General features: G+C 41.8%; 20 protein-coding genes. 1 reads left to right on the top strand and 19 read right to left on the bottom strand.

What is annotated here, in order from left to right; genetic code table 11:
• From FA727_RS13560 to FA727_RS13515, 10 genes are all read right to left on the bottom strand, one after another.
• A complete protein-coding gene (locus FA727_RS13560) occupies positions 1–765 on the bottom strand; it encodes a pilus assembly protein TadG-related protein (protein ID WP_158318868.1) in 765 nt (254 codons plus the stop codon).
• On the bottom strand, positions 755–1,138 hold the full coding sequence (locus tag FA727_RS13555) for a TadE/TadG family type IV pilus assembly protein (protein WP_158318867.1): 384 nt from the start codon (positions 1,136–1,138) through the stop codon (positions 755–757). Before FA727_RS13555 ends, FA727_RS13560 begins: the two co-directional genes overlap by 11 nt.
• A gap of 32 nt (positions 1,139–1,170) precedes the next feature.
• Positions 1,171–1,377, bottom strand: coding sequence for a hypothetical protein (locus tag FA727_RS13550; RefSeq protein WP_136831634.1), 207 nt, complete (start codon positions 1,375–1,377; stop codon positions 1,171–1,173).
• 335 nt (positions 1,378–1,712) lie between these two features.
• Complete coding sequence (locus tag FA727_RS13545) at positions 1,713–2,651, bottom strand: type II secretion system F family protein (RefSeq protein WP_136831632.1); 939 nt, start codon at positions 2,649–2,651, stop codon at positions 1,713–1,715.
• 4 nt (positions 2,652–2,655) lie between these two features.
• Entirely contained in the window at positions 2,656–3,588 is a 933-nt protein-coding gene (locus FA727_RS13540) for a type II secretion system F family protein (RefSeq protein WP_136831630.1), read from the bottom strand.
• Entirely contained in the window at positions 3,585–4,919 is a 1,335-nt protein-coding gene (locus FA727_RS13535; RefSeq protein ID WP_136831628.1) for a TadA family conjugal transfer-associated ATPase, read from the bottom strand. The genes FA727_RS13540 and FA727_RS13535 overlap by 4 nt, the downstream gene beginning before the upstream one ends.
• A 4-nt stretch (positions 4,920–4,923) precedes the next feature.
• The gene (locus FA727_RS13530; protein ID WP_158318866.1) at positions 4,924–6,051 is read right to left on the bottom strand and encodes a CpaE/TadZ family protein; all 1,128 of its coding nucleotides are present in this window, start codon (positions 6,049–6,051) and stop codon (positions 4,924–4,926) included.
• Between the two features lie 49 nt (positions 6,052–6,100).
• Entirely contained in the window at positions 6,101–6,730 is a 630-nt protein-coding gene (locus FA727_RS13525; protein WP_136831624.1) for an SAF domain-containing protein, read from the bottom strand.
• 15 nt (positions 6,731–6,745) lie between these two features.
• Entirely contained in the window at positions 6,746–7,447 is a 702-nt protein-coding gene (locus tag FA727_RS13520) for a hypothetical protein (RefSeq protein ID WP_136831622.1), read from the bottom strand.
• A gap of 333 nt (positions 7,448–7,780) precedes the next feature.
• On the bottom strand, positions 7,781–9,067 hold the full coding sequence (locus tag FA727_RS13515; RefSeq protein ID WP_158318865.1) for a VWA domain-containing protein: 1,287 nt from the start codon (positions 9,065–9,067) through the stop codon (positions 7,781–7,783).
• A 536-nt stretch (positions 9,068–9,603) separates the two neighbouring features.
• Between FA727_RS13515 and FA727_RS13510 the strand changes: the two genes are divergently transcribed.
• On the top strand, positions 9,604–11,715 hold the full coding sequence (locus FA727_RS13510; RefSeq protein WP_136831618.1) for a transglycosylase domain-containing protein: 2,112 nt from the start codon (positions 9,604–9,606) through the stop codon (positions 11,713–11,715).
• Between the two features lie 851 nt (positions 11,716–12,566).
• Here FA727_RS13510 and FA727_RS13505 read toward each other — a convergent pair.
• The 9 genes from FA727_RS13505 to secA form a co-directional block, all read right to left on the bottom strand.
• Entirely contained in the window at positions 12,567–13,994 is a 1,428-nt protein-coding gene (locus FA727_RS13505) for a S41 family peptidase (protein ID WP_136831616.1), read from the bottom strand.
• Between the two features lie 189 nt (positions 13,995–14,183).
• A complete protein-coding gene (locus FA727_RS13500; RefSeq protein WP_136831614.1) occupies positions 14,184–15,434 on the bottom strand; it encodes a murein hydrolase activator EnvC family protein in 1,251 nt (416 codons plus the stop codon).
• Between the two features lie 75 nt (positions 15,435–15,509).
• Positions 15,510–16,403 (bottom strand): permease-like cell division protein FtsX, encoded by an 894-nt coding sequence (ftsX, locus tag FA727_RS13495; protein ID WP_136831612.1) that lies wholly within the window; start codon positions 16,401–16,403, stop codon positions 15,510–15,512.
• Positions 16,393–17,079, bottom strand: a complete 687-nt coding sequence (gene ftsE / locus FA727_RS13490) for a cell division ATP-binding protein FtsE (RefSeq protein ID WP_136831610.1) — start codon at positions 17,077–17,079, stop codon at positions 16,393–16,395. Before ftsE ends, ftsX begins: the two co-directional genes overlap by 11 nt.
• Positions 17,080–17,405: 326 nt before the next feature.
• Positions 17,406–17,750, bottom strand: a complete 345-nt coding sequence (cccB, locus tag FA727_RS13485) for a cytochrome c551 (protein ID WP_136831608.1) — start codon at positions 17,748–17,750, stop codon at positions 17,406–17,408.
• 637 nt (positions 17,751–18,387) lie between these two features.
• Positions 18,388–18,735, bottom strand: coding sequence for a cytochrome c551 (gene cccB / locus FA727_RS13480; RefSeq protein WP_136831605.1), 348 nt, complete (start codon positions 18,733–18,735; stop codon positions 18,388–18,390).
• Positions 18,736–18,788: 53 nt separating this feature from the next.
• On the bottom strand, positions 18,789–19,655 hold the full coding sequence (locus tag FA727_RS13475) for a YitT family protein (protein ID WP_136831603.1): 867 nt from the start codon (positions 19,653–19,655) through the stop codon (positions 18,789–18,791).
• A 176-nt stretch (positions 19,656–19,831) separates the two neighbouring features.
• Positions 19,832–20,939, bottom strand: a protein-coding gene (gene prfB, locus FA727_RS13470) for a peptide chain release factor 2 (protein ID WP_136831601.1) whose coding sequence is annotated in 2 segments (ribosomal slippage) — positions 19,832–20,866 and positions 20,868–20,939 — 1,107 coding nt in all. Because the reading frame shifts where the segments join, the coding sequence is not laid out codon by codon here.
• A gap of 71 nt (positions 20,940–21,010) precedes the next feature.
• Positions 21,011–23,524: a preprotein translocase subunit SecA gene (gene secA, locus FA727_RS13465; protein ID WP_136831599.1), complete on the bottom strand. Its 2,514-nt coding sequence runs from the start codon at positions 23,522–23,524 to the stop codon at positions 21,011–21,013.
• Positions 23,525–23,940: the final 416 nt, after the last annotated feature.

Below are 23,940 nucleotides of genomic sequence, written 5' to 3'. Positions count from 1 at the left end.
TTAGCTGCAAGAAATCGTATAACCTTCCGGATCCCCAATTTTTGCTGAGGATTCTGAGGTGACTGCTGGAACCTCCTTATCTGGAACCGTTGTGTATTTCCCACTTCGGTCCGTTTCAACGTATATTCGGAAATCCTCGGGGATAAAAGTAAACTCCGTTACATGATCGTTTTGATTCTTCTCTGCATATTCCTCCGCTTCTTCTCTTGCATCCCCCAAATGTTCACGAACGACTTTACAGGACATTTCATTGACTTCTTCATCATCAAAGAAAAATTTCATCGCTGTCAGAGCCTTCACGCTAACAGAGTGATTAAGAAGCCACGCCCTTACATCCCCTGGCATACTCTTTCCCATCACTGTCTCTTTCATATCAACAAACAAATCTAAGAGTTCCTCAGTAGAAGGCGGATCTGGTGGAGGCGTCTCTTCACCCTCATCGCCATCTTCCTCGCCCTCCTCTTCTTCTTCCAAATCTCCCAAAGCCTCTTCTAAAAATTTCTCCCATTCCTCCCCAAGGTTATCAAGCTCCTCCTGGGTTTTCGTTTGTAATTCGTCTTTCATATAATCATTTGCCGTTTTCGCAGCCGCAATTGCAGCCGCATCGGCACCGGTTTGCGTGACCCTTTTATTAATGAACACATTGGAAAAATCAAAAAAGAGCAATCCAAAAAAGATGGCAGCTAGAACCATGCCGACCATGATCAGGAGAGTCCCGCTGCCTCGTTCATTTTTTAAATAGGATTTCAGTTTATTAGTTTTCATCGGGATCATCCTCCATAGGCATGACCGCATCGACTGTATACGTAAATTCCATGTCGCCAATCAAAGGGAGCTTGACTATCGGAGCCGTGATTTTCACAAAAACTTGGGCATCGACCGTTCCCGGTCCACCTGACACTTCAACTTTTATCCCAGAAGCGGACCTTTCCGCAACCGATTTCCAATTTGGATCATGTATGGCTGCAGCTCTTGCCCCATCTCTGGCAGCAGATTCACCGACTACTAACGAAAAAGCAATAAGACCAATTTGCCAAATAATAAGGATGGACAAAATAATTAAAGGGAACATCGCGACAAACTCAATCGCCTGTGAGCCTCGTTCATTTTTGATATATTTTTTTAAAATCCCCTTCAACGACATCACCCCATCCTTTGCCCATACTTTCCTTATAGCCCTTGAATCATTTCTTTCAGTTTATTAATAATCGACTTCCCTAAAGAGGTATCCCCATTAATCCCTGCTGCAATCACACCCATAATCGCTAATACAACAAGACCAAGCGCCACCCACTCTAAGGCTTGTGCCCCCTTCTCATTGTTTACATAGCGTGCGTACACAGAATTCATTTTGTTCCAAGCTTTCTTCATCAACATGTTCATCCTCCTAATATCGTAAAAATTTAATTTCAAAAATGTTTTCGACAGGCGTAGGTGTACCCACTTAACCGGAAAAATTTCGCTTATTTTGTTAAATTAACGGATTTTAGATGAAATAGACGGAGATTTTCCGCTTAAATAACCTGAACAGCCTTAAAATCATGAATTTGGATAGCTTAACCGGTGAAACTCCGCTTATTTTGTTAAATTAACGGAATTTAGGTGAAATAGGCGGAGACTTTCCGCTTAAATGACCTAAACAGCCTTAAAATCATGAAAATAGATAGCTTAACCGGAATTTTTCCAGCTATTTTTCCAATCACCCCACTCATCTAAAAGAAAAAGTGATCCAATCCAAATGCTTCTGGATTATAAATAAGGTTCAACGCCAACAATCCCAATATCAATCCAATAACGGATGGTGCAATAAAAAATGTCGTCACAAGCGTGATTAGCGGACTTGCCTTCGCTGCTTTTTCCTTTGCGGCAAAGCCACGTGTGGCTCGTAAGTCACTGGCTTGCAATTTGAATGTCCTTGAGACGGGCACTCCCAATGTAGAACCTTGCATTAGAGCATTTACGAGCGAGTGCAGCTCTTTTGAAGAGCTCCGGTCAATTAATCCTTGATACGCACTCGAGCGGGTTACCCCTAACTCAATCTCTCGATTAAAACGGTCAATCTCTTCACTTAACGGTCCCTCGAACTGCTTTGTCACCTGCTTCAAAGCGCCATCTAAGCTGACCCCCGCCGACAAGGTAACACTGACCGTATCAAGAAAATCAGGCATCATCACACTAATCATTTCCTGCCTATTTTTTGCTTTAAAATAAATCCAGACATTCGGTCCGAATAGGCCACCAAAGATAGCCAAGAGAATAACCGGCATCGCAAAAGGAAAACCTATGAAACTATAAAATGACCCAAAACCAAGACCACACATCGCTAACACAAAGCGAAACCCATAAAAATCCTGGAGATGCATCCCCAAAGGATTCCCTGCTTGATTAATCAGAACTTCAGTCTTTTGAATATCCGTAAAAAAGGGATAATTAATGCCGATGGGACCAGCTTTTTTCCCCAACTTCACCAGTGGCATAACAAAACGCTCGCGCAAATTCTGTTTCTTCTTTTTCTTTTTCTCTGTAAGTCCATTCGCTTTAAGCAAATTATCTTTTTTCGCAATATATAAATACAAAAATACAAAACCAATAAACAATAAGATTAGAATACTGATAAACATAACACTTGAAAAAAGACTTAAGAATTTCATAGCCTTACACCCTTATCGTCGTAATTCTTTTGATAATGACAAATGCGACAAAGTTCATCGCAGCAAATCCTGCAAAAATCAGTAATCCAAACGGTGTAAATAGAACGTTTAAGAATCCTTTAATAAAGAGATTCATCATTAACGCCATTAATACCGGCATGCCCATGAGGATGTAAGCAACTGAACGACTCTCAGCTGTAATCGTCTTAATTTCTTTATGCACCCGACTTCTTTCTTCAAGCGTTTCTGCCATATTGGTGAGAACCTCGGCGAGATTTCCCCCTACCCTTTGCTGAATTAAAATCGTGCTCACGAAAATATTGATATCATTGCTGGAAACTCTTTCGCGAAATTCATTCATGACGAGCTCTAAGCTATCCCCTAGCTTCAACTGGTAATCCATTTGCTGAAATTCGAGTTTACTAGGAGCCTTAATATCCCTTCCGACCATTTCAATCGCTTGGGGAATCGTTTGTCCCGCCTTAATCCCATTTGCCATCATCCGGCATACTTCCGGAAGCTGATGATTAAAGCTCTCTGTTCGCTTGTTCTTCCTCGAGCTCAAATAGAGCTTTGATCCCACCGCCACGATTAAGTAGGCAAATAGGAATCCCATCATCGTAACAAGTCCGAGGAGCGTGACATTGACAAAGGTTAAGGCTGCTAAAAGGAGAATGTAAATCCCCATATACTCAGACGGTTTTAGCGGAATATCCCCTTGTATCAGCTTCTTCTTCAGGGTTTCTGCTAGTTCCGAGTCGTCATATTTATCACCGATCAATAAGACAAAGCTTCTTCGCTCTTGTTGCTTTTTCTTATCAAACCAGGAATACATTTGCTTATACGTTTTCCTCGTCTTGCGACTTTGAACGATATAGTAAATACCCGTAATGAAGGTAAAAAGACTTCCAGTTAAGGCAACCCAGCTTAAGTTCATGGAAGGACACCACTTTCCACACGACTTTGTTCCAAATGAATGCCAAAAGCCTGGAACCTCTCCATGATTCTTGGTGTGTAATCCGTTTTTAAAAATTGGCCAGTAACCGTACCGTCTGCAAGGGTTGCTTGGCGTTCAAATCGATACACATCTCGCAACTGAATCGCCCCTTGTTCCTCGACAATCTCAGTAATGTGAACGATTCTTCTTTTACCATCGGAAAATCTTGAGGTTTGGACAATCAAATCAAGTGCACCAACGAAATAGCCTCGAATTACCTCTACCGTCAACGGAAGGCCCGACATAATGACCATCGATTCCAAACGCCCTAGGGCATCCTTTGGGCTGTTCGCGTGAATCGTCGTTAAAGAACCTTCATGCCCTGTGTTCATCGCCTGTAACATATCGATAGCTTCTGAACCACGAACCTCCCCGACAACAATACGGTCTGGTCGCATCCGCAAGGCATTTTTCACAAGATGACGAATCGTCACTTCTCCTTTTCCCTCCATATTCGGCGGGCGTGCTTCCAAACGAACTAAGTTATCATGGGTAAATCGAAGCTCTGCCATATCCTCAATCGTCACAATCCGCTCGCCTCGCGGAATGGAACCTGATAGAACATTCAGCAGAGTCGTCTTCCCACTCCCCGTTCCACCGGATACGAGAATATTGGATTTTGCTTGTACGGCGCCTTGCAAAAATTCAGCCATTTCTTCTGAAAAGCTACCAAAGCCTTTCAAGTCATCTAAGGTATACGGGTCCTTTTGAAATTTCCGGATAGAAATCGATGGGCCATCGACACTAATCGGTGGAATGACCGCATTCACACGGCTTCCATCCTGTAGCCTCGCATCGACCATTGGCGAGCTCTCATCAATTCTTCTGCCCAAAGGGGCGATAATCCGATCAATAATATGCCGAACATGATTATCGTCCTTGAACTTTACCCGTGTCTTCTCAATTTTTCCGTTCTTCTCGATAAAAATCTCGTTCGGACCATTGACCATAATTTCGGTAATCGATTCGTCTCGCAATAGACTTTCAAGAGGCCCATATCCGACCGATTCATTGATAATTTGCTGAATAATCTGCTCCATCTGGTCAGATGTAATGATCACCTTTTCCTCGTTAATCATCTGCGTTACTAAGCGTTCAATCGTTTTTTTTCGCTCAACTGGAGGTAGCATCGTAATCGTTTCAAGATTCGCTTCCTTAATAAGACGGTCCTTGTAATGTCGAACCCACACATCAATTTGTGATTGCCCAACATTCCATTCCTGCTGTGTCTTCTTTGCGCCAATTACCGCTGCTTTTTCAATCCAGGACATCTCATCACCTCATTGTCCGTTTCATCAGCTCATCTGAATACTTCTTCACATCTTTCGCAACCTTTGTGGAGCCTTTATCTTTTACTTTTTTAAAAAAGGCTCCTCCCATATTAAGGGTTGGTTGAATCGAGAAAAAGTCAGAATGAATCAGTCCATGAACTTCTTTATCAAGAATCTTTGAAATATCCTTCTCCGTTAACTCCAGCTTCGAATGGACACGGTTCACGATGATCGAAAGATTGTCATTTTTTCCAATTTGGAGACGCTCAAACATCTCTGCCGCGTATTTATAAGCCCGCAGTCCCAAGCTATCGGGCGTTAACACATAATGCACATGGGTCGCTTCGTTTAAGCCTGTAAATGAAAGATTATTGATGGAAGATGGCAAATCAAGAATGACAAAGTCATATTGGCTTTTCGCCACTCTAATAAGCCTGCTGATTAACTCATCGGGAATTTGCTCCGCCTTTGCCGGGTCGGTTGGCCCTGTAATCAAGGTGAGATTAGCATCCTCTATGTATTGACCAATGTTTTGAATATGGCGAATATCCATTTCCTCCATGACCGGAATTAAGTCATAGTAAGAACGGAACGGCTGACTCCCAAACAGGACATCGATATTCCCAAATTGAGCATTTAAATCAATCACCAATACCTTCAATTGGTGGTGAATACTGAGAGATTGAGCCACCATTGAGGCCAACAACGTCTTGCCACTGCCACCTTTTGCGCTATAAAAGGCATGAACTTGACCCGTTCCATACCCAGACTCCGCTTCTTTTTGAAAAAGAAACTGGTTGTTTAATTCTTTTATTAAATGATTCAAGCGATGTTCTTCTTCTGGAAATAGAATCAAGTCCTTCGCACCCGCAACAAGCAATTCTCTTCCTATCTCAAAATCATGCTCGCTCGTCAAACCGATTAAAACGCTGGTCGATGGAATTTGAAGCTTTCGCGGATCATCAATCGTCTCCAAATCAACAAAAATATAATGATAGTGCTGCTGCTCTAAAAAGGTTCGTTTCCAATCTGAAACCGTTGAAAGCTCGATTTGATCATCATTTAATAGATTGCTTAATTGCTCTTTCCACACTTGATTTTTAGATATGAATAGACCTTTAAAATTACTCAACGATACGCATCCTTCCTGTTTTCCTGCAGTGTTTGGAAAAGGCCAGAGCCTAGACCCCTTCGGTTCCTGCAGAAGCTTGATTTACTCTAAGAACACGAATTTGCACAGCTGCATTTTGATAATGAATCACGGATTCAGCGTCCTCAATCGGGAGGGCCACCTTCACCCTTGGCGCACCTTCTGCTTGCTCTTCGATTTGAACCACCGGGATATTCTCTAACATACGCTTCGTTTCTAACTGTTCCTCCGCATTCTTCGTCACGATGACGATATCGACACGATCGCCTTCAGCGACCTGCTGATCAATCAGAACAATTTCTGTCGCATTTAACCAAACAACTCTTTCATTCGCAGGAATGTCTAGCTTTTTCCTGACGAGAGAGTTCGTTAGGAGCTCACCTTCTTCTAAATTAACCACTGAAATAGCTTCCTCGAGCTCTTGTTCGTTCGTAATAAAAGATTCATAGGCGCTTGTAGCAGGCATTTCCACCCAAGTGACATCCGCATCACCAATTTCATGATACGACTGAATACTTTTCGATACTGCCGCTACCTGAACCGTCTTTCCAAGCTTTGTTTGTGCTTCATTAATTTGTACGAGTATGAGTCCTGCCGTTACAACGGCTAATAAAAATGAAATCGTTAAGAAAATAATGGCTTTACGCTTTGCATCTATCATTCATCCGTCACTCCGTTACATGTTTTCATATTGTGGAATATAAATATCTGTCTGATCTGAACAAACAGGAAGACTATGCTTTTCTAACTCATAAAATTTCACGGTGTTATTACTGTGCGAAATCGGATTTCTAGATGCTATGTAGATTTCTCGCGAAGGCAAACTCAAGAATTGTTCCAACAAATCCTGCTTCTTCCCAGAAACAATCTTGACCTGTCTCTTATTCTCAAAAAGATAGTACTGCTTTTGTTTGAGTTTTTTTAAAAGTAGATAATTAGATTGATATTTTGAATCATTGGTGAGGGTGAACTTTTTATTCTGATGTGGACTGGAACGATAGAGTTCCTCAAGAGATTTTTCTTTTAATTTCTCTAAAAAATAGATGGTAAAGGCACGATTGTCTGAACCATCTAGCAAGAACAGCTTCCGATTCGGATACACCCACGTCCGTAATCGTCTCAACCAGCCTTCATTGATAACATGAGCATCGTATACATAAAGAATCTCTTCATGCTGCTCTAAAAGCTCAGTCATTTCCTCTATCTCTAACTCTTTACTCCTTTTTTCCAATGTGAGCTTTTTGGCGATAAGCCCACCCGTTTCCTTTTGAACAACCACAGGTAAAGATGCATCATTTTTCAGCCTCGCTTTTTTAATGATGGCACCCTTCACCACTTCACTTGGTAATCCTAATGATTCATCGACAACGACCTGCATGGACGCACTCCTTTCTTTAGCAATGGCTCTTTTCTCAAACTTGGTTGCTTTTGATATTAGCTCTGTTAAAATTATTTCATTGAAAAATAGGTGGAAAAACTCCGGCTAAATCAAGAAATTTACCTATTTCCTTACAAACAAGCGGAATTTTTCCGGTTAAGCTATCCATTTTCGTGATTTTAAGATTGGTTAGGTCATTTAAGCGGAAAATCTCCGTCTATTTCACCTAATCCTTATATATATTTCAAAATAAACGGAATTTCTCCGGTTAAATGGGAACACCTATCGGCTTTAAGTTTTTTAAGAAAAACCACAACCTCCACAAAAACAACCTTAGCTATTAGTGATGATTGATATAAGTTCTTGATGTTTCAGTTCATTTTTCTCATTGGCTTCTTGAAGCAACGTTTCCTTGAATTGGCGAAGACTCTCATAACGCTGTTCAATCAATTGTTCAATGGCAGCATGGTCTTCTTCCGAAATCTTTTCTGCTAAGTTGAGCTCATACGCTGCGTCAGACAAAAGGCTGTTTTCCTCTTCAATAACATCGTTAAATTCATAACCTAAATCAGCAATTTCATCCGTTATCTCCACTAGTCGAAAGTTAACCTTTGTACCTAATCCAGCCTTTTTAAAGTTGCTCTCATAATTCTTTCTTGCATCTGTCAGCAATTGATCAATCGTATTCGTCAAATCAATATTGGAATTGACGGTAAAATATTCCCCATTCCCTGCTTCCGCTGTTTCCTTCAACTGCCGCTGGCCAGCATCATCTACGTTAAACCCGATGATATTGACCTTAATGTTCAAATCAGATTCTGCTAGTTTACGAGCTTCCTCCACTGGATTTCCACCACAGGTTTCAATTCCATCGCTGACCACGAATAAAATGTTTTCCGTTTGATCGGTGGCTGTTGCTTTTAAATCCTCATACGCTTTTTGAATCGAGGCTGCAAGAGGCGTCCAGCCACTCGGCTTAAATTTTTCTAAGGCACTAGAGAATGTCGCTTCATTGTATGTACTCGCTGTATACATCATTTCCGTGCTTGAACAAGATAACGCCTTATCCGAATCGTTCCCCGTTCCTTTGTGACCATACACGCGTAACGAGATCAAGCTGTCACTTGGCAACCCTGATGCATATTGCTTTAATGCGCCTTTCGAGAGATCCATTTTGATCCCGCCAGGTACTGCTGCAGCCATACTTCCACTAGAATCCAAATGGATCGCAATATTTTTAACCTTGTTCTCTTCGCCTTTTGTGATATCCAGTTCCCCATAATCAGGATCGAAGTCACGAAGCTGTGCATATGCGTCTTGATAATCCTGTGCAAACCAATGGACGAGACCATTGTAGATTTCATCTGGGGTCATTCCCTCTGCTTCAAAATCAGCCATAAGCTCTTTTGTCACACTGGCTGCCTTTATTCCCTTGGATTGCTGAACAATCTCCTCTGGAGTGGTAGCCGCTACTGGGTACTCCACGTTCTCTTTCTCTTTCTTTTCCTGCTTGACCGCCTCAACAACTTCCTCTTTTTGCTCTTTCTTTGCTTCCTTGTCAGCACAAGCCGTAATCAAGAGTAATGCTGCGAAAATAAAAAGAATGCGAATGAATTTCAAGTTCATATCTCCCCTTTGTCATATGCTCTAGTGTTATGTATCTAGCAAATTCTATATAAATATAATTTTCCATTTTTAACCTAAAGTCCTATATATTAACTAACATCCATTCACAATTTCGTCAAATTCTCCCATCTATTCAACTATTAACCACTATGAGAATATTCCTATCTTTATCTTGATTTCAAAATATTAGGAAGGTAGAAAGACGGAGATAGAGATAGGTCTAAAGAAGAATATTCTGCGAATTTCAATCAGACATTTTGTAATTTAATCGGGGGTTATATTACAAATCTTAAAATTCATAGTCCTTTTCGACGATTTTTCATCATTTATATGTAAAAGACCAGTCTTCTATTCTGTATCTATCTAAAAGATTGATCTATAATGATGTCTATTATAGTGACTATGCACTGCTTTCCTTTGATGTATAATGAGAGATAACCAAATTACTGGTCTAAATTTTTGAAGACTTCATATCATGAGAAAGATTGTTTTTATTTGTAGGACGAGAATGATTGAAACGGGAGATAAATATGGAAAGATTAAGACCCTATTGGGAACAATTCGTGCGTTTTTGGAAGAAAATGCATTTTACACAAATATTACTATTATTAGGTTTATCCGTTATTCTTTTTGCGATCATTTATTTTGCCGTGTTGGCGAGCCAAGCCAATGTGGAATCATTGAAAGCTGGCTTAAACCAACCTACCGTCATTTATGACAAGGACGGCAAGGTCGCAACGAACATCACGACGAATCGAACGTCAGGTGTGAGTGGCTCGGAGATCCCCGAGCATGTTCGAAATGCCGTAGTGGCAATTGAGGACCACCGTTTTTATGAACATAACGGCTTTGATTTACAAGGGATTGTGCGAGTGTTTTTCAAAAACCTTTTAGCCGGAAGAATCACTGGCGGAGGAAGTACGATTACGCAGCAGCTGGCGAAAAACGCCTTGCTTTCTCCAGAGCAAACGTATCGACGCAAGGCTGAGGAACTATTTTTAGCATTAGAGCTTGAAAAGACGTACAAAAAGGACGAGATTCTGGAAATGTATATTAACCAGGTCTATTTCGGAAGTGGGGCTTGGGGAATTAGCAATGCGTCGAAAAAATATTTCAATAAAGATATTGGAGATGTCACGATTAGTGAAGCTGCTTTATTAGCTGGACTTCTCCAGTCCCCTTCTGCACGTGACCCATATAAGCATATGGATCGTGCCCTTGAACGAAGAGATGTTGTTTTAGGCCGGATGAAGGATATGGGCTTTATTACGGACGAGGAGCTTAAGGCAGCTAAGGCTGAAGAGATTAAATTGGAAGATGGCGGCGGAAGCTTCATTAAGCGGGACTATCCTTATTACGTGGATGCAGTATTAGATGAAGCGATTAATGAATACGGATTAACACAGGAAGAGATTTTAACAAGAGGCTATAAAATCTATACAAATATGGACCAGAATATCCAATCGTCAATGGAAGAGGTCTATGCTAAGGATTCCACGTTCCCTCGCGGACGTGGCGGCGAGATTGTGCAGAGTGGCGCCGTCATGCTTGATGCAAAAACGGGTGGTATCCTTGGATTAGTCGGGGGTCGTGGCGATTATGTGTTCCGCGGCTTTAACCGAGCGACACACTTAAAGGCTCAGCCAGGTTCAACAATGAAACCATTGGCCGTTTATACGCCTGCGATTGAAGAAGGCTATGAGGTTACTTCGGTCTTGAAAGATGAAAAGCAAACATACGGCAACTATTCACCGACAAACCCGGATGGCGTTTATCGTGGTGAGGTGCCAATGTACGAAGCAGCGCAAGACTCAATCAATTCAGCAACGGTATGGTTGTTAAATGAAATGGGATTGGAAAAAGGAATTAACGCACTAAATCGATTCGGCATTCCTTTGACCGATGAGGATAAATATTTAGGAATCGCGTTAGGCGGAATGCACAAAGGGATTTCTCCTGTAAAGTTGGCCGAAGCCTACTCGACTTTTGCAAACGAAGGAAAATACCATGATAGCCATTTGATTACGGAAATTGTCGGGCCGACCGGAAATGTGATTGCTGAGCATAAAGGTGAAACGAAGAAGGTTACTTCCAAAACGACTGCTCGTGAAGTGACGTCAATGCTATTAAATGTCGTAGAGTCCGGAACTGGTGAAGCAGCTCAGATTGATGGTGTTGAGATTGCTGGGAAAACGGGTTCGACTCAGTTGCCATACAAGGATGTAAATGGCTCGAAGGATCAATGGTTTGTTGGGTATACCCCTAATGTGGTTGGTGCGGTTTGGTTAGGATACGACCAAACGGATCGAAAGCATTATTTATCCAACAGTAGCTCGGACAATGTCGTGCCGATTTTCCACGATATAATGGAAAAGTCTTTGCCGTATATTGAAGAGAGTGAGTTTGCTGTGGAATCGGTAAATGCTCGTCTGGCTGGGGCTAGTGATAGTTCTTCTGAGGTTGAGGAATCATCGGATGATGGTAATGGCAATTCGAAAATCACCGAAACGATTAAGGAAAAAACGGAAGTTCTGAAAGAGGTAATTAAGGAAGAGACTCCAAAATGGAAACAAGTAATGGAGCAATTCAAGGATGACACAGTCTGGCTCTGGAATTGGACGAAGGAGAAGATTGGGCAGTAAGGAATTGTGGATTATGGATGGAGTTTGGCTCGTGTGATGGAGTGCGGCACCTACTATTGTGGTAGGTGCTTTTTGTTTGTTGTTTTGGTTTTTGGAGTTGGCTGGATGGAGTTCGCTGCGATTGGTATGGGGTTTGAATAGCGGACATGAAGACACTACTCCATTAAATTCTGCTAACAGTGTCCGCATGAACAGCCCATGAAGACACTATTCCTTGAAATCCTTCTAACAGTGTCCGCATGAACAGCCCATGAAGACACTATTCCTTGAAATCCTTCTAACAGTGTCCGCATGAACGGCCCATGAAGACACTATCTCTTGATTTCCTCCTAACAGTGTCCGCATGAACGGCCCATGAAGACACTATCTTTTGATTTCCTCCTAACAGTGTCCGCATGAACGGCCCATGAAGACACTATTTCTTGAAATCCTCCTAACAGTGTCCGCATGAACAGCCCATGAAGACACTATTCCTTGAAATCCTTCTAACAGTGTCCGCATGAACGGCCCATGAAGACACTATTCCTTGAAATCCTTCTAACAGTGTCCGCATGAACAGCCCATGAAGACACTATCTTGTGATTTCCGAATAACAGTGTCCGCATGACTGGTTCATAAAGACACTATCCACCGATCTCCTCCTAATAGTGTCCGCATGGAAGGGCTCATACTTAAGTTTCGCCGGAGTTTGGCATTGTTGAGTAGGTATGCCTCCAAAACAGGTATTCCAATTACCATTTTCAGTAAAACCCCACACAGCATTTCCCGCACTATCTCCCATCACAACGCCATCTCGCCAAAACTCCAAACAAAAACAAACCGCCGAACGAGGTCGGCGGCACACATATCATTTACTTCGCAATATATCTTAACGCGGTTTGCAACTGAAGGTCATTTTGTTCCTTCTTCATTTCCTCCATAATGGCCGTTTGCAGCTCTGTAGCTGTCTCTTGATCAATTCGGCCACTGGACGTGAGACCTCTGTGATTTTGGAAAGCTTTCACTGCTGTTTCCGTGGCGTCATCAAAATAGCCATCCTGACGACCAGGGGTGAACCCAAGTCCTTCTAGCATTTGCTGAGCATTCTTAACCTGATCATTATTCGTATCCTTCGTCAACGCCTGTTCAATCTGCAATGGATGCGTCTGAAAAATCTCCGGCTGCTTCACCTCAAGGTCAGGCTCGATTCCTTTTTGATGAATCCAGTTTCCATCTGGCGTAAGCCACTTGAAAATCGTCAGCTTAATATTACTGCCATCCCCCATTGGGACAGGCTGTTGCACAGTACCTTTGCCGAAAGTTTTTTCCCCAATCAAGGTATACCCTTCTGCCTCTTTTAGGGCTCCCGCCAAGATTTCTGAAGCGGAGGCGCTTCCTTTATCAATCAAAACCGCGACAGGATACGGCTTATCTTTTTCCAGGCTAGAAAAATAACGAAGCTTCTCGCCATTTCGTTTCTCAATTTGCACAAACGGCTTTTCCTTCGAAACGAATTCCTTCAGGATGTCCTCGACACTTGTCAAAAAACCACCAGGATTTCCGCGTACATCGATAACAAGCCCCTCAATTCCCTTCTTCTCTAAATCGGTCAGCTGCTTGGTAAATTCCTTCGCTGTTTCTTCAGAAAAAGAGGTAATCTCCATATAGCCAACATCTTTGCCGTTCTGCTTCTTAATCTCACTATAAACGGTGATTTGTGGAATTTCATCACGCTTCACTTCAACCATCAGTGGCTCCTTCAGACCCTGCCTCTCGATCTCAAGCTTCACCTTCGATCCTTTTTCACCGCGAATCTTCAAGGTCGCTTCATAAAGGTCAAGCCCAACAACACTTTCCCCATCGACTGATAAAATCCGGTCATTCGGTTTGAGACCAGCCTTTTCAGCCGGAGAATCCTTAAATGGCGCGACAATCACAATTTTTCCATCGACCAGGCCAACTTCGGCGCCAATCCCTTCAAAAGAGGATTCGAGCGTCTCATTAAATTGTTCTGCCGTTTCCTTGTTCATATAGACGGAATACGGGTCATCTAAGGTAGAAAGCATCCCTTTTATGGCGCCCTCCACAAGCTTCTCTTCCTCAACTTCCTCCACATAACCGTTTAAAATTAGGTCATATGCTTTTTCTACTTTTCCTAAACTTGGTAGATCACTTTCTACAGGTTCCTCATTTTGCTTCGTCTGCTCCTCTTCCCCAGTCCACTCTAAAATAGCATAGGTACTTCCGGCTCCTAACAAAAAAGAGCATGCTAAAAATAGAGCAATCCATTTATGCTTCATCCTCTACCTCCTGTTCAACCTGTTGATTTACATACACGGTGGCTGAGAGCCTCCATCCGTTCTTCAAAAAGAGTTGTCCCTTCACTATATGTTTGAACGGGACGAGTTATGAATTTTCCTGATTTGAACAACTGGGATTTTCTTGAATACAAAAAAGCAGGAGAAACAATGTTTCCCCCGCTCAGATTATTATAACGGCACAATCCCTACAGGATTAATCGCGTTTGATTTTGACATATTCCATTCACCTTTGTGCAGCTCAAAGTGAAGATGCTGCCCATATGAAGCTCCTGTATTCCCCATAATCCCGATTTGCTGGCCCTTTGAGACAACTTGTCCTTCGCTCGCAATACGTTGGCGCATATGAGCATAGACCGTTGTATAAATTTGGCCATTAATAGAATGAGAGATAAAAATACAGTTTCCGTAACTAGTAGAGTAATAGGAACGAATCACGACACCATCGGCTGCAGCCACAATCGGTACAGTTCCGCTCGCCGCAATATCAATTCCCTTATGATCATTTCGTTCACGAATTCCAAACCCAGAGGATAAATAGCCCTGTGCTGGTTTCGTGAAGTTTCCACTAGAAACCGGTGGTGCAGACACGGAGCCACCGCCACCATTTGAAGAACTTTGCTTCGCTTTTGCCGCTGCTTCAGCTTGGCGCTTCTGCTCAAGCTCAATTGCTTTTTGGATCGCCTTTTTTTGAGCCGCAAGAAGCTTGTCTGCTTCCTCTAAGTCAGCCATTTCAGCATGCATATGCTCTTCTTCATGCTCTAAGGATTCCATTACTTTTTCTTTTTCTGCCTTTTGTGCAGCTAAAGATTTTTTCATCGATTCTAAATCAGCTTGCATCTTTTTCAGACTCTCAAGCGTATTTTCCATCTCTGTCTGCTTTGCTTCAAGCTCATCTTTATCCGCTTTATGTTCCGCTAAAATGTCTTGGTCCGCTGCAACGAAAACTGCAACAGCTCCCATTCGGTCGATAAAATCGCTAAAGCTTTTCGCACCAAGTAACACATCAAAATAGGTGATACGGCCATTTTCTTGGAAAGAACGCGCTCTGTCTTTTAAAAGCTCATTTCGCTTTGCAATTCGTTCCTCTAAAACAGCAATTTCACCTTGAAGCTTTTTAATATTCGCTTCCGCTTCTGTTACTTGTTTCTCTTTTTCGCTTATTTTCACCTCAGTATCTTCAACAGCAAGGTCAATACGCTTAATCTCTTGATCGACGCTTGCTTGCTCATTTTTAACATCCTTAAGAGCATCATTTTTCTCATCAAGTTGGGAATTGACTTCAGCCTGTTTCTCTTGTAGCTCGCTCTTCTGTTCTTTTAAACTATTAATCTTTGTGCTCGCAGAAGCAATGTCAATCGTTCCTAAACTACTAAACCCTAATACAGATGCTACAGATACGGTTAAAAGTGTTTTTTTCAAGATTGATTTTTCTCCTTTCCCGTGCATATGTATATCAGAAAAGGATCCCAAGTGAGCCCTGGCGATCCTTATCCATTAAATCTTTAAAAACTTGCGTACAGACATTAAACTTCCCCAAATACCAATGAATGCTCCTAGTAAGATGAGTAAGCCTGCAACCTGGTACATAAATGGATTCATTTCTAATAATTGAATGAAATGACCTTCCAGCTTAGCTGAAATATAGTCATATGAATACGTATATAACGTGCTAATTAAGACAATTGGAATAACCGATCCAAGAACCCCAATCATGATTCCTTCCATGAAGAAAGGCCAACGGATAAAAGAGTTCGTCGCTCCAACAAGTCGCATGATTTCGATTTCTCTTCTTCTAGCCACAATCGTAATCTTAATTGTGTTAGAGATTAAGAACATCGCTGTGAAAAGCAATGCGACAATGAGGATAATCCCCACATTTCTACTTGTGCCGATAAAGGAGAACAATTTATCAACATCATCTTGTCCATATTTTACCTTTGAAGCAAACTCAAATTTCTCAATTTGCTTTGCCACTTTTTCTAATTGTTCAGGTTCCTTTGTTTTAACAACAAATACATCATATAGAGGGTTGTCCTGTTCAAATAACTTAAAAGCTTCCCCTTCATCCCCTAAGCTTGCAATTAAGTTATCAAGCTCAGCTTCCTTTGACGAATATTCAACCGTATCGACATCGGCGAGCTGTTTAATTTTAGCCTCAAGTGCTTGCTGATCTTCTTTTGTCGCAGCAATGTCCACATGGACACGGATTCTTACATCCTCTTCAATATCGGTTGCAACTTTATTTAAATTCATCATAATGACGAAAAATACACCTACAAGCATGAGTGTTACGGTCACAGCACTGACTGACGCAAATGTCATCCAGCCATTTCGACCAAGGTTTCTCAAAGACTCTTTTACATGACGACGTATTGTTCTAGCTTTCATATCCGTAATCACCTCGCTGTTCATCACGAATGATTTGACCATTTTCAATGGCGATTACGCGATGCCTAATTGTGTTCACTATTTCTCTATTATGGGTAGCCATTACAATTGTGGTACCTCTTGTGTTAATTTCTTCAAAAATTCTCATGATCTCCCAAGATGTTTCTGGATCAAGGTTACCCGTAGGCTCATCCGCAATCATTACTTTTGGAGAGTTAACGATAGAACGCGCAATGGATACCCTTTGCTGTTCTCCACCAGAAAGTTCAGTTGGAAGCATTCTTGATTTATGCTTTAAACCAACAAGGTCAAGCACTTCCATAACGCGCTTTTTAATGTACTTTGGGCTTTCTTCAATTACTTCCAAAGCGAATGCCACATTTTCGTACACGGTTAGTTTAGGGAGCAACTTAAAGTCCTGGAAAACGACTCCCAGATTACGACGGAAAATAGGTACTTTGCTTTCTTTCAGCTTGGCAAGGTTCACACCGTCAATCATGATCGCACCTTTGCTTGGCTTTTCTTCACGATACATCATTTTAATAAATGTCGATTTTCCGGCACCACTTGGGCCAACGACATAAACGAATTCGCCTTGTTTGATGCTTACATTGATTCCATTCGCGGCGACGACGCCGTTTGGATACTTCTTATATACATCTTCCATTTCGATCATTTATATCACCTTTAGGTTCTTTCTATATTTTATAGATAAAAAATTCATTGTCCTTTTTTGTAACCAAAACTATTATAACATCATATTTTGTCGATTTACCCTAAAAAAATATTACATTTTCTTTTCAAAGTGGTAAAAAAGCTATAATTTGACATAATTAGAGCATATTTTCCCTTTATAAATATACAACATTCTTCCTATATATTCCTACCTATTTAAAAAATTTGTCTGATTTTGTGTGTGAAAATGGTCAAAAAGAGCCAAGGATTACTCCTTGACTCTGGGATAATGATATTTAGAGTGGCCTACTTTATGTCTGACCCTATCTATTTCTTTGCTGCTAACCATTCTGCAACAGCGGATGCATCTTCACCTTGAAGTTGTCCACCTGGCATCGCACCTCTACCATTTAAGATGACGTCCTCGATTTCCTCTTTCGATAATCGTGAACCAACCGTCGTTAAATCTGGCACGTCTCCTCTTCCATCATTAAGATTAACCCCATGACACATGGAACATTTTTGTTGGAATTTCGTGTCCACATCGACACTTGCCGTTGTGGTTTCTTCATTTGTTGTACCTGTTTCCTTTTCTGTCTCTTCGTCTTCCCCACCACATGCGGCTAGAACTAGAGCTGAACCAATGAATAATGCTAGAAGTTTCTTTTTCAATTCGCACGCCTCCTCTACTAAATCTATCTACCTGTATTATACAAATCTCGACGTTATTTATAACCCCTAGTTCTCACTCTATTCGTATTGGAAAGCAAGGATAACATTGTTAAATCAACGTTCTGTAAATTGTAACAATTTGGTGAACTCGGTGAATGCGGGGAGGAAAGTGATTTTGAGATTACCTGTTTTTGGGGGTGAAGACCGATATATGTAGTGCGAAGACCGATATATTGCGATAAAGACCGATAAAATTGGATAAAGACCGAAATATTCCAACGTAGACCGATAAAACAAAATAAAGACCGATATGCTATTGGTAGCCAAGTCAAGTTACACTCTTCTTCAATGCTGTTCGCCGATATATTTCTATTTTCGCCGATAAATCTGGAAAATCGCCGATATACTCTTTAACCAACAGTATTTGAGCACTCACTGATACTGTATAAGTATCCCCTCGTCGATATTTTCCGTATTTCGTGTTTATTTCCCAGAAAATGTTGGCGATAATTCCCGAAAACCGACGATATATCCAAAATTGTACAACATTCGACTCCCGCCAACCTAATAAAACAAAAAGACCCTCCCAAAAAGGTTGCTAACAACCCTTTTAAGATAGTCTCTTTTGTAGTAGCTATTATTTTTTCGCTGCTAACCAGTCAGCTACAGCAGTAGCCTCAGCATCATCTAGATTTTGAGCTGGCATTGCGCCTCTACCTTCTAGAATGATTGTTTTGATTTCATCGGAAGATAAATTTGATCCCACTTTTGAGATATCAGGTCCCACTCCGCCTGTTAAATCTCCTCCATGGCAGGCTGCACAAGACTGACTGAATACCTGTTCAGCATCAACACCAGATGAGTCAGTTGATTCAGTAGTTTCACCAGTACCGCCATCGTCAGTAGCTTCGTCATCTCCACCACAAGCTGCTAGAGCAAATACTAGAGACGTACCCATTAATAAAGCAAGAAGCTTCTTTTTCAATAGTAACTCCCCCTCAAGGAATATCATGCATATACGTCCTAATTATACCAATTCTATGCCCGTTTGAAACCCTCACCCAGGACCTCTGAAGCATCCATAACCACGACAAACGCAGTGGAATCAATGCTTTTCACTAATTGTTTCAATTTAGTGAATTCGGTTTGATCGACGACACACATGAGAGTTGGACGTTCTTCATCAGTATAACCACCGTATGCTGATAGTTTTGTCACACCTCTATCAATTTTATTCAAAATTCCTTCGCGAACTTCCGCTTGTTTCCCCGTTATGATCATGACCATCTTCGAACGCCCTAGTCCAATCTGCACCAAATCAATTGTTTTACTCGTCACATAAAGGGCAATTAACGCATACAATCCACGCTCGATATCAAAAACAATCGCAGCCGTTAGCACGATCAGCCCATCAATGAGCGCAACGCATGTCCCTAATGAAAGCCCCGTAAATTTATTAATAATTTGTGCTGCTAAATCCGTTCCACCTGTCGAAGCTTTTCCTAGAAAAACAATTCCTAGTCCTAACCCGATACCAATTCCGCCAAAAAGTGCTCCTAGTAACGGATCATTCGTCCACGGTTCCATATCGTTTGATAAAAAAACAACGAATGGTAAAAAGATTGTGCCAATTAGCGTTTTAAACCCAAACTGCTTTCCTAATAAAATCACTCCAGCAATAAATAAAGGAATATTAAAAGCCCACTGCACATAGGCAGGCTCCCAGCCGAAAACCGAATCAGTGATCGTACTAATTCCGCTCACTCCACCAGAGGCAATCTGATTTGGAAGAAGAAATAAATTAAATGACAAGGCGATGATGGCCGAGCCCAATAGGATGTATATGTACTCGAATATTTTTTCGATCCGAGGATTAGATGTATGATTTCTTTTACGATTAAACATGTTGTCATTCTCCTTTTGCTTAGGATATCTCGTTTATGTATTCACAATACCGTCAGTGAGTATATCACGGACCCCAAATGGTGTAAATGTTGATAAATTGACGTTTTAACGAGGTAAACAAACAGAGAACTATGCAAAAAGAAAAACCTCCACCAATTTGGTGAAGGCCATATCAATTAAGATAAACTCAATTTCGAACGTAAATATGCATTAATAAACGGATCCAAATCGCCGTCCATTACCCCTTGAACGTTTCCGCTTTCAGTGTTGGTACGGTGATCTTTTACCATAGAATATGGATGGAAGACGTAAGAACGAATCTGGCTTCCCCAGCCGATATCCTTTTGCTCGCCACGGATTTCCGCAAGCTCAGCTTCCTGCTCTTCAATCTTCTTCTGGTAAAGCTTCGCTTGAAGCATTTTCATTGCAGCTTCACGGTTCTTAATCTGAGAACGTTCATTTTGACACTGAACAACAACACCTGTTGGAAGATGGGTAATACGTACCGCTGAATCGGTTGTATTAATATGCTGACCACCGGCACCTGTTGCACGGTACGTATCAACTTTCAAATCCTCTGTACGAATCTCAATTTCAATCTCTTCATTCATTTCCGGCATTACTTCACAAGAAACGAATGAAGTATGACGGCGACCTGAAGAATCGAACGGAGAAATACGGACCAAACGGTGAACCCCTTTTTCCGCCTTCAAATAACCATAAGCATTGTGGCCCTTAATGGAAAGAGTAACACTCTTAATTCCCGCTTCATCACCAGGCAGGTAATCCATCGTTTCCACTTTGAAGCCTTTTTTCTCCGCCCAACGGGTGTACATGCGAAGAAGCATGGAGCCCCAGTCTTGAGACTCGGTACCACCTGCACCTGGATGCAATTCTAAAATAGCATTATTTTTATCATATGGTTCACTTAAAAGAAGCTGTAACTCATATTCACTCATTCGCTTCATTAAATCCTGCATCTCTTCGATGAGTTCAGCCATAAGCTCGTCATCGTTTTCTTCCCTCACTAACTCATACGTTAATTCAAGGTTTTCAAACGTTTCATTCAAATCATGAAATTCATGAACCTGGTCCTTCAACCCATTAGATTCACTAATAACCGCTTGTGCAGCTTGTTGGTCATTCCAGAACTCCGGCTGAAGCATTTCATCCTCAAGCTCGGCAATGCGCGCCTCTTTGTTTTCTAAGTCAAAGAGACCCCCTAAAGTCCGCTAATTTCTTAGCTGTATTTTCTAACTCATGACGAATATCTGCTAATTCCATCTATGTCACCTCGTATTTTTTTCAAAAAAGTCATTTCAGAAAAAGAGAGCCGGCACCCCGACCCTCAAATCTTATGAAATCTTACCACAACAGTTTTTATATTTCTTGCCGCTTCCGCAAATACATGGATCGTTACGACCAACATCCATTGCCTTCACGACAGGCTTCTTCTTCACTTTTTCGCCGTCTTCCTTCGGATTCACCGCTTGGCCCTTCGCAACTTCTTCACGCTCAAGGTTATTGCGGATTTCAGCCTTCATCACGTACTTAGCAGCGTCATCCTCAATCGCCAAGACCATTTCCTCGAACATCGCAAAGCCTTCTCGATTATATTCGCGCAGTGGGTCAATTTGACCGTACGCACGAAGATGAATTCCTTGGCGAAGCTGATCCATTTGGTCGATATGATCAATCCACTTCGAATCAACCGCACGTAGAAGAACAACCTTCTCAAACTCGCGCATTTGCTCTTCAGCAAGCTGATTTTCTTTTTCATCATAATTCTCTTTAACCTTCGCAAAAATAAGGTCGATAATTTCGTCCGTATCCTTGCCACGGATATTGTCTACCGTCACATCACCTTCGTGTAAAAGGTTTCCGTTCACGTAGTCGATGAGCCCTTGAAGATTCCATGTTTCTGGATCATCATGTCTTGGCGTAAATGCCTCAACATGACGACTTAAGCTGCTAAGAATCATGTTTTCAAGGATGTCACGAAGATTTTCAGACTCAAGTACTTCGTTACGTTGCTTGTAGATGATTTCACGTTGCTGACGAAGAACGTCATCATACGATAATAGCTGCTTACGAGCATCAAAGTTGTTTCCTTCGACACGTTTCTGCGCTGATTCAACCGCTTTAGACACCATTTTACTTTGGATTGGCTGAGAATCGTCCATGCCAAGACGCGTCATCATAGCCTTCATGTTGTCAGAACCGAAACGGCGCATCAACTCATCTTCCATTGAAAGATAGAACTGCGTAATACCTGGGTCTCCTTGACGCCCAGAACGTCCGCGAAGCTGATTGTCGATACGACGGGATTCATGACGTTCTGTACCAATAACCGCTAAACCACCAAGCTCGATAACACCTTCGCCAAGCTTGATGTCGGTACCACGACCAGCCATGTTTGTCGCAATCGTTACAGCACCTTGCTCACCAGCGTTCGCAATGATTTCGGCTTCACGACCATGGTTTTTGGCATTCAAGACATTATGCTGGATGCCTTTTTTCGTTAAGTACTTGGAAATTAGCTCTGACGTTTCAATCGCTACTGTACCAACTAAAACAGGCTGTCCTTTTTTATGACGATCAGCGATATCCTCAACTACTGCACGGAATTTTCCATCCATAGACGCATAAATTAAGTCCGGACGGTCATCACGAGCAATTGGCTTGTTCGTCGGAATCACGATAACATTCATATTGTAAATGTTGCGGAATTCCTCTTCTTCCGTCTTCGCTGTACCAGTCATACCAGAAAGCTTGTTGTACATACGGAAAAAGTTCTGGAACGTGATCGATGCAAGCGTCATGCTTTCGTTTTGAATCTCAAGACCCTCTTTGGCTTCGATCGCTTGGTGCAAACCATCACTATAGCGACGACCTTTCATCAGACGACCTGTAAATTGGTCAACAATGACGATTTCGCCATCTTGAACAACATAGTCGACGTCTAAATGCATGCTCGCATGTGCTTTTAATGCTTGACCAATATGATGGTTCAAGGCTACATGACGGATATCAAACAGGTTCTCAATGCCAAAAGCCTTTTCAGCCTTAGAAATCCCGTCTTCAGTCAACTGAACGCCTTTTGTTTTCTCATCATATGTGTAATCTTCTTCTTTTTTCAATGTGCGGACAAAAGCGTTCGCTTGAATGTATAGTGCAGTCGACTTTTGCGCAGAACCCGAAATGATTAATGGCGTTCTCGCTTCATCAATTAAGATGGAGTCGACCTCATCGATAATCGCAAAATTAAGCGGGCGTTGAACCTTTTGTTCCTTATAAAGAACCATGTTGTCACGAAGATAGTCAAAGCCAAGCTCATTGTTCGTGCTATACGTAATATCGCAAGCATACGCTTCCTGCTTTTCTTCCTTCGATAGACCATTTGAGTTCAAACCAACTGTTAAGCCTAAGAATTGATAAAGTTGACCCATTTCTGTCGCGTCACGACTAGCTAAGTATTCGTTGACTGTTACAACGTGGGCGCCTTTTCCAGATAGGGCGTTTAAGTAAATAGGCATTGTCGCTGTTAAGGTTTTACCTTCCCCTGTTTTCATCTCAGCGATGTTACCTTCATGAAGGGCAATCCCCCCCATTAGCTGTACCGGATAAGGATATAGACCAAGAACACGCTTGGCTCCTTCGCGAACGACAGCAAATGCTTCGGTTAAAAGGTCCTCGAGTGTTTCCCCTTTTTCATAACGCGCTTTGAATTCTTCCGTTTTTTGGCGGAGTTCATCGTCACTCAAAGCGGCCGTTTGCGAAGCTAGTGCTTCGATTTCTTCACTCATTTTTGTTAGACGTTTAATTTCACGTTTGTTCAGATCAAATACCTTATTTAACATTCCAAGCATTGAATACGCTCCTTTGTGTCAAAAGTAAAGCAAGTGCCCTACTCAAAAAATGTAAAAAAGAAAGGTTTAATCCTCTCTCCAATTGTCTATTTTAAGAAGTTTCTTTTATCCTATATTCGTATTAATATTACCACTTCCAAAGTAGAGTGACAACTTTTGTGGGAGGCTGAAGGCTTAGGGGGTGTGGATTTTTACAGGAGTCCGGCTTCATGTGGACATAGTTTAGTGGATTTCTCGGGATATTGTCTTTATGGGCCGAGTATGCAGACACTATTTGCGGGGCTACTTTGATTAGTGTCTTTATGAACTTGGCCTGCGGACTCTATCTACCAGCTTGCTTCGATTTGTGTCTTCATGAGCTCTTCATGCGGACTCTATCTACCAGGTTCCTTCGATTTGTGTCTTCATGGGACCTT

It is taken from the genome of Robertmurraya kyonggiensis (genome assembly GCF_005116465.1).
In the GTDB taxonomy this organism is placed as follows: domain Bacteria; phylum Bacillota; class Bacilli; order Bacillales; family Cytobacillaceae; genus Robertmurraya; species Robertmurraya kyonggiensis.
Note: the sequence above shows the minus strand (reverse complement) of the source record. Positions and strands in the feature narration are given on the sequence as shown.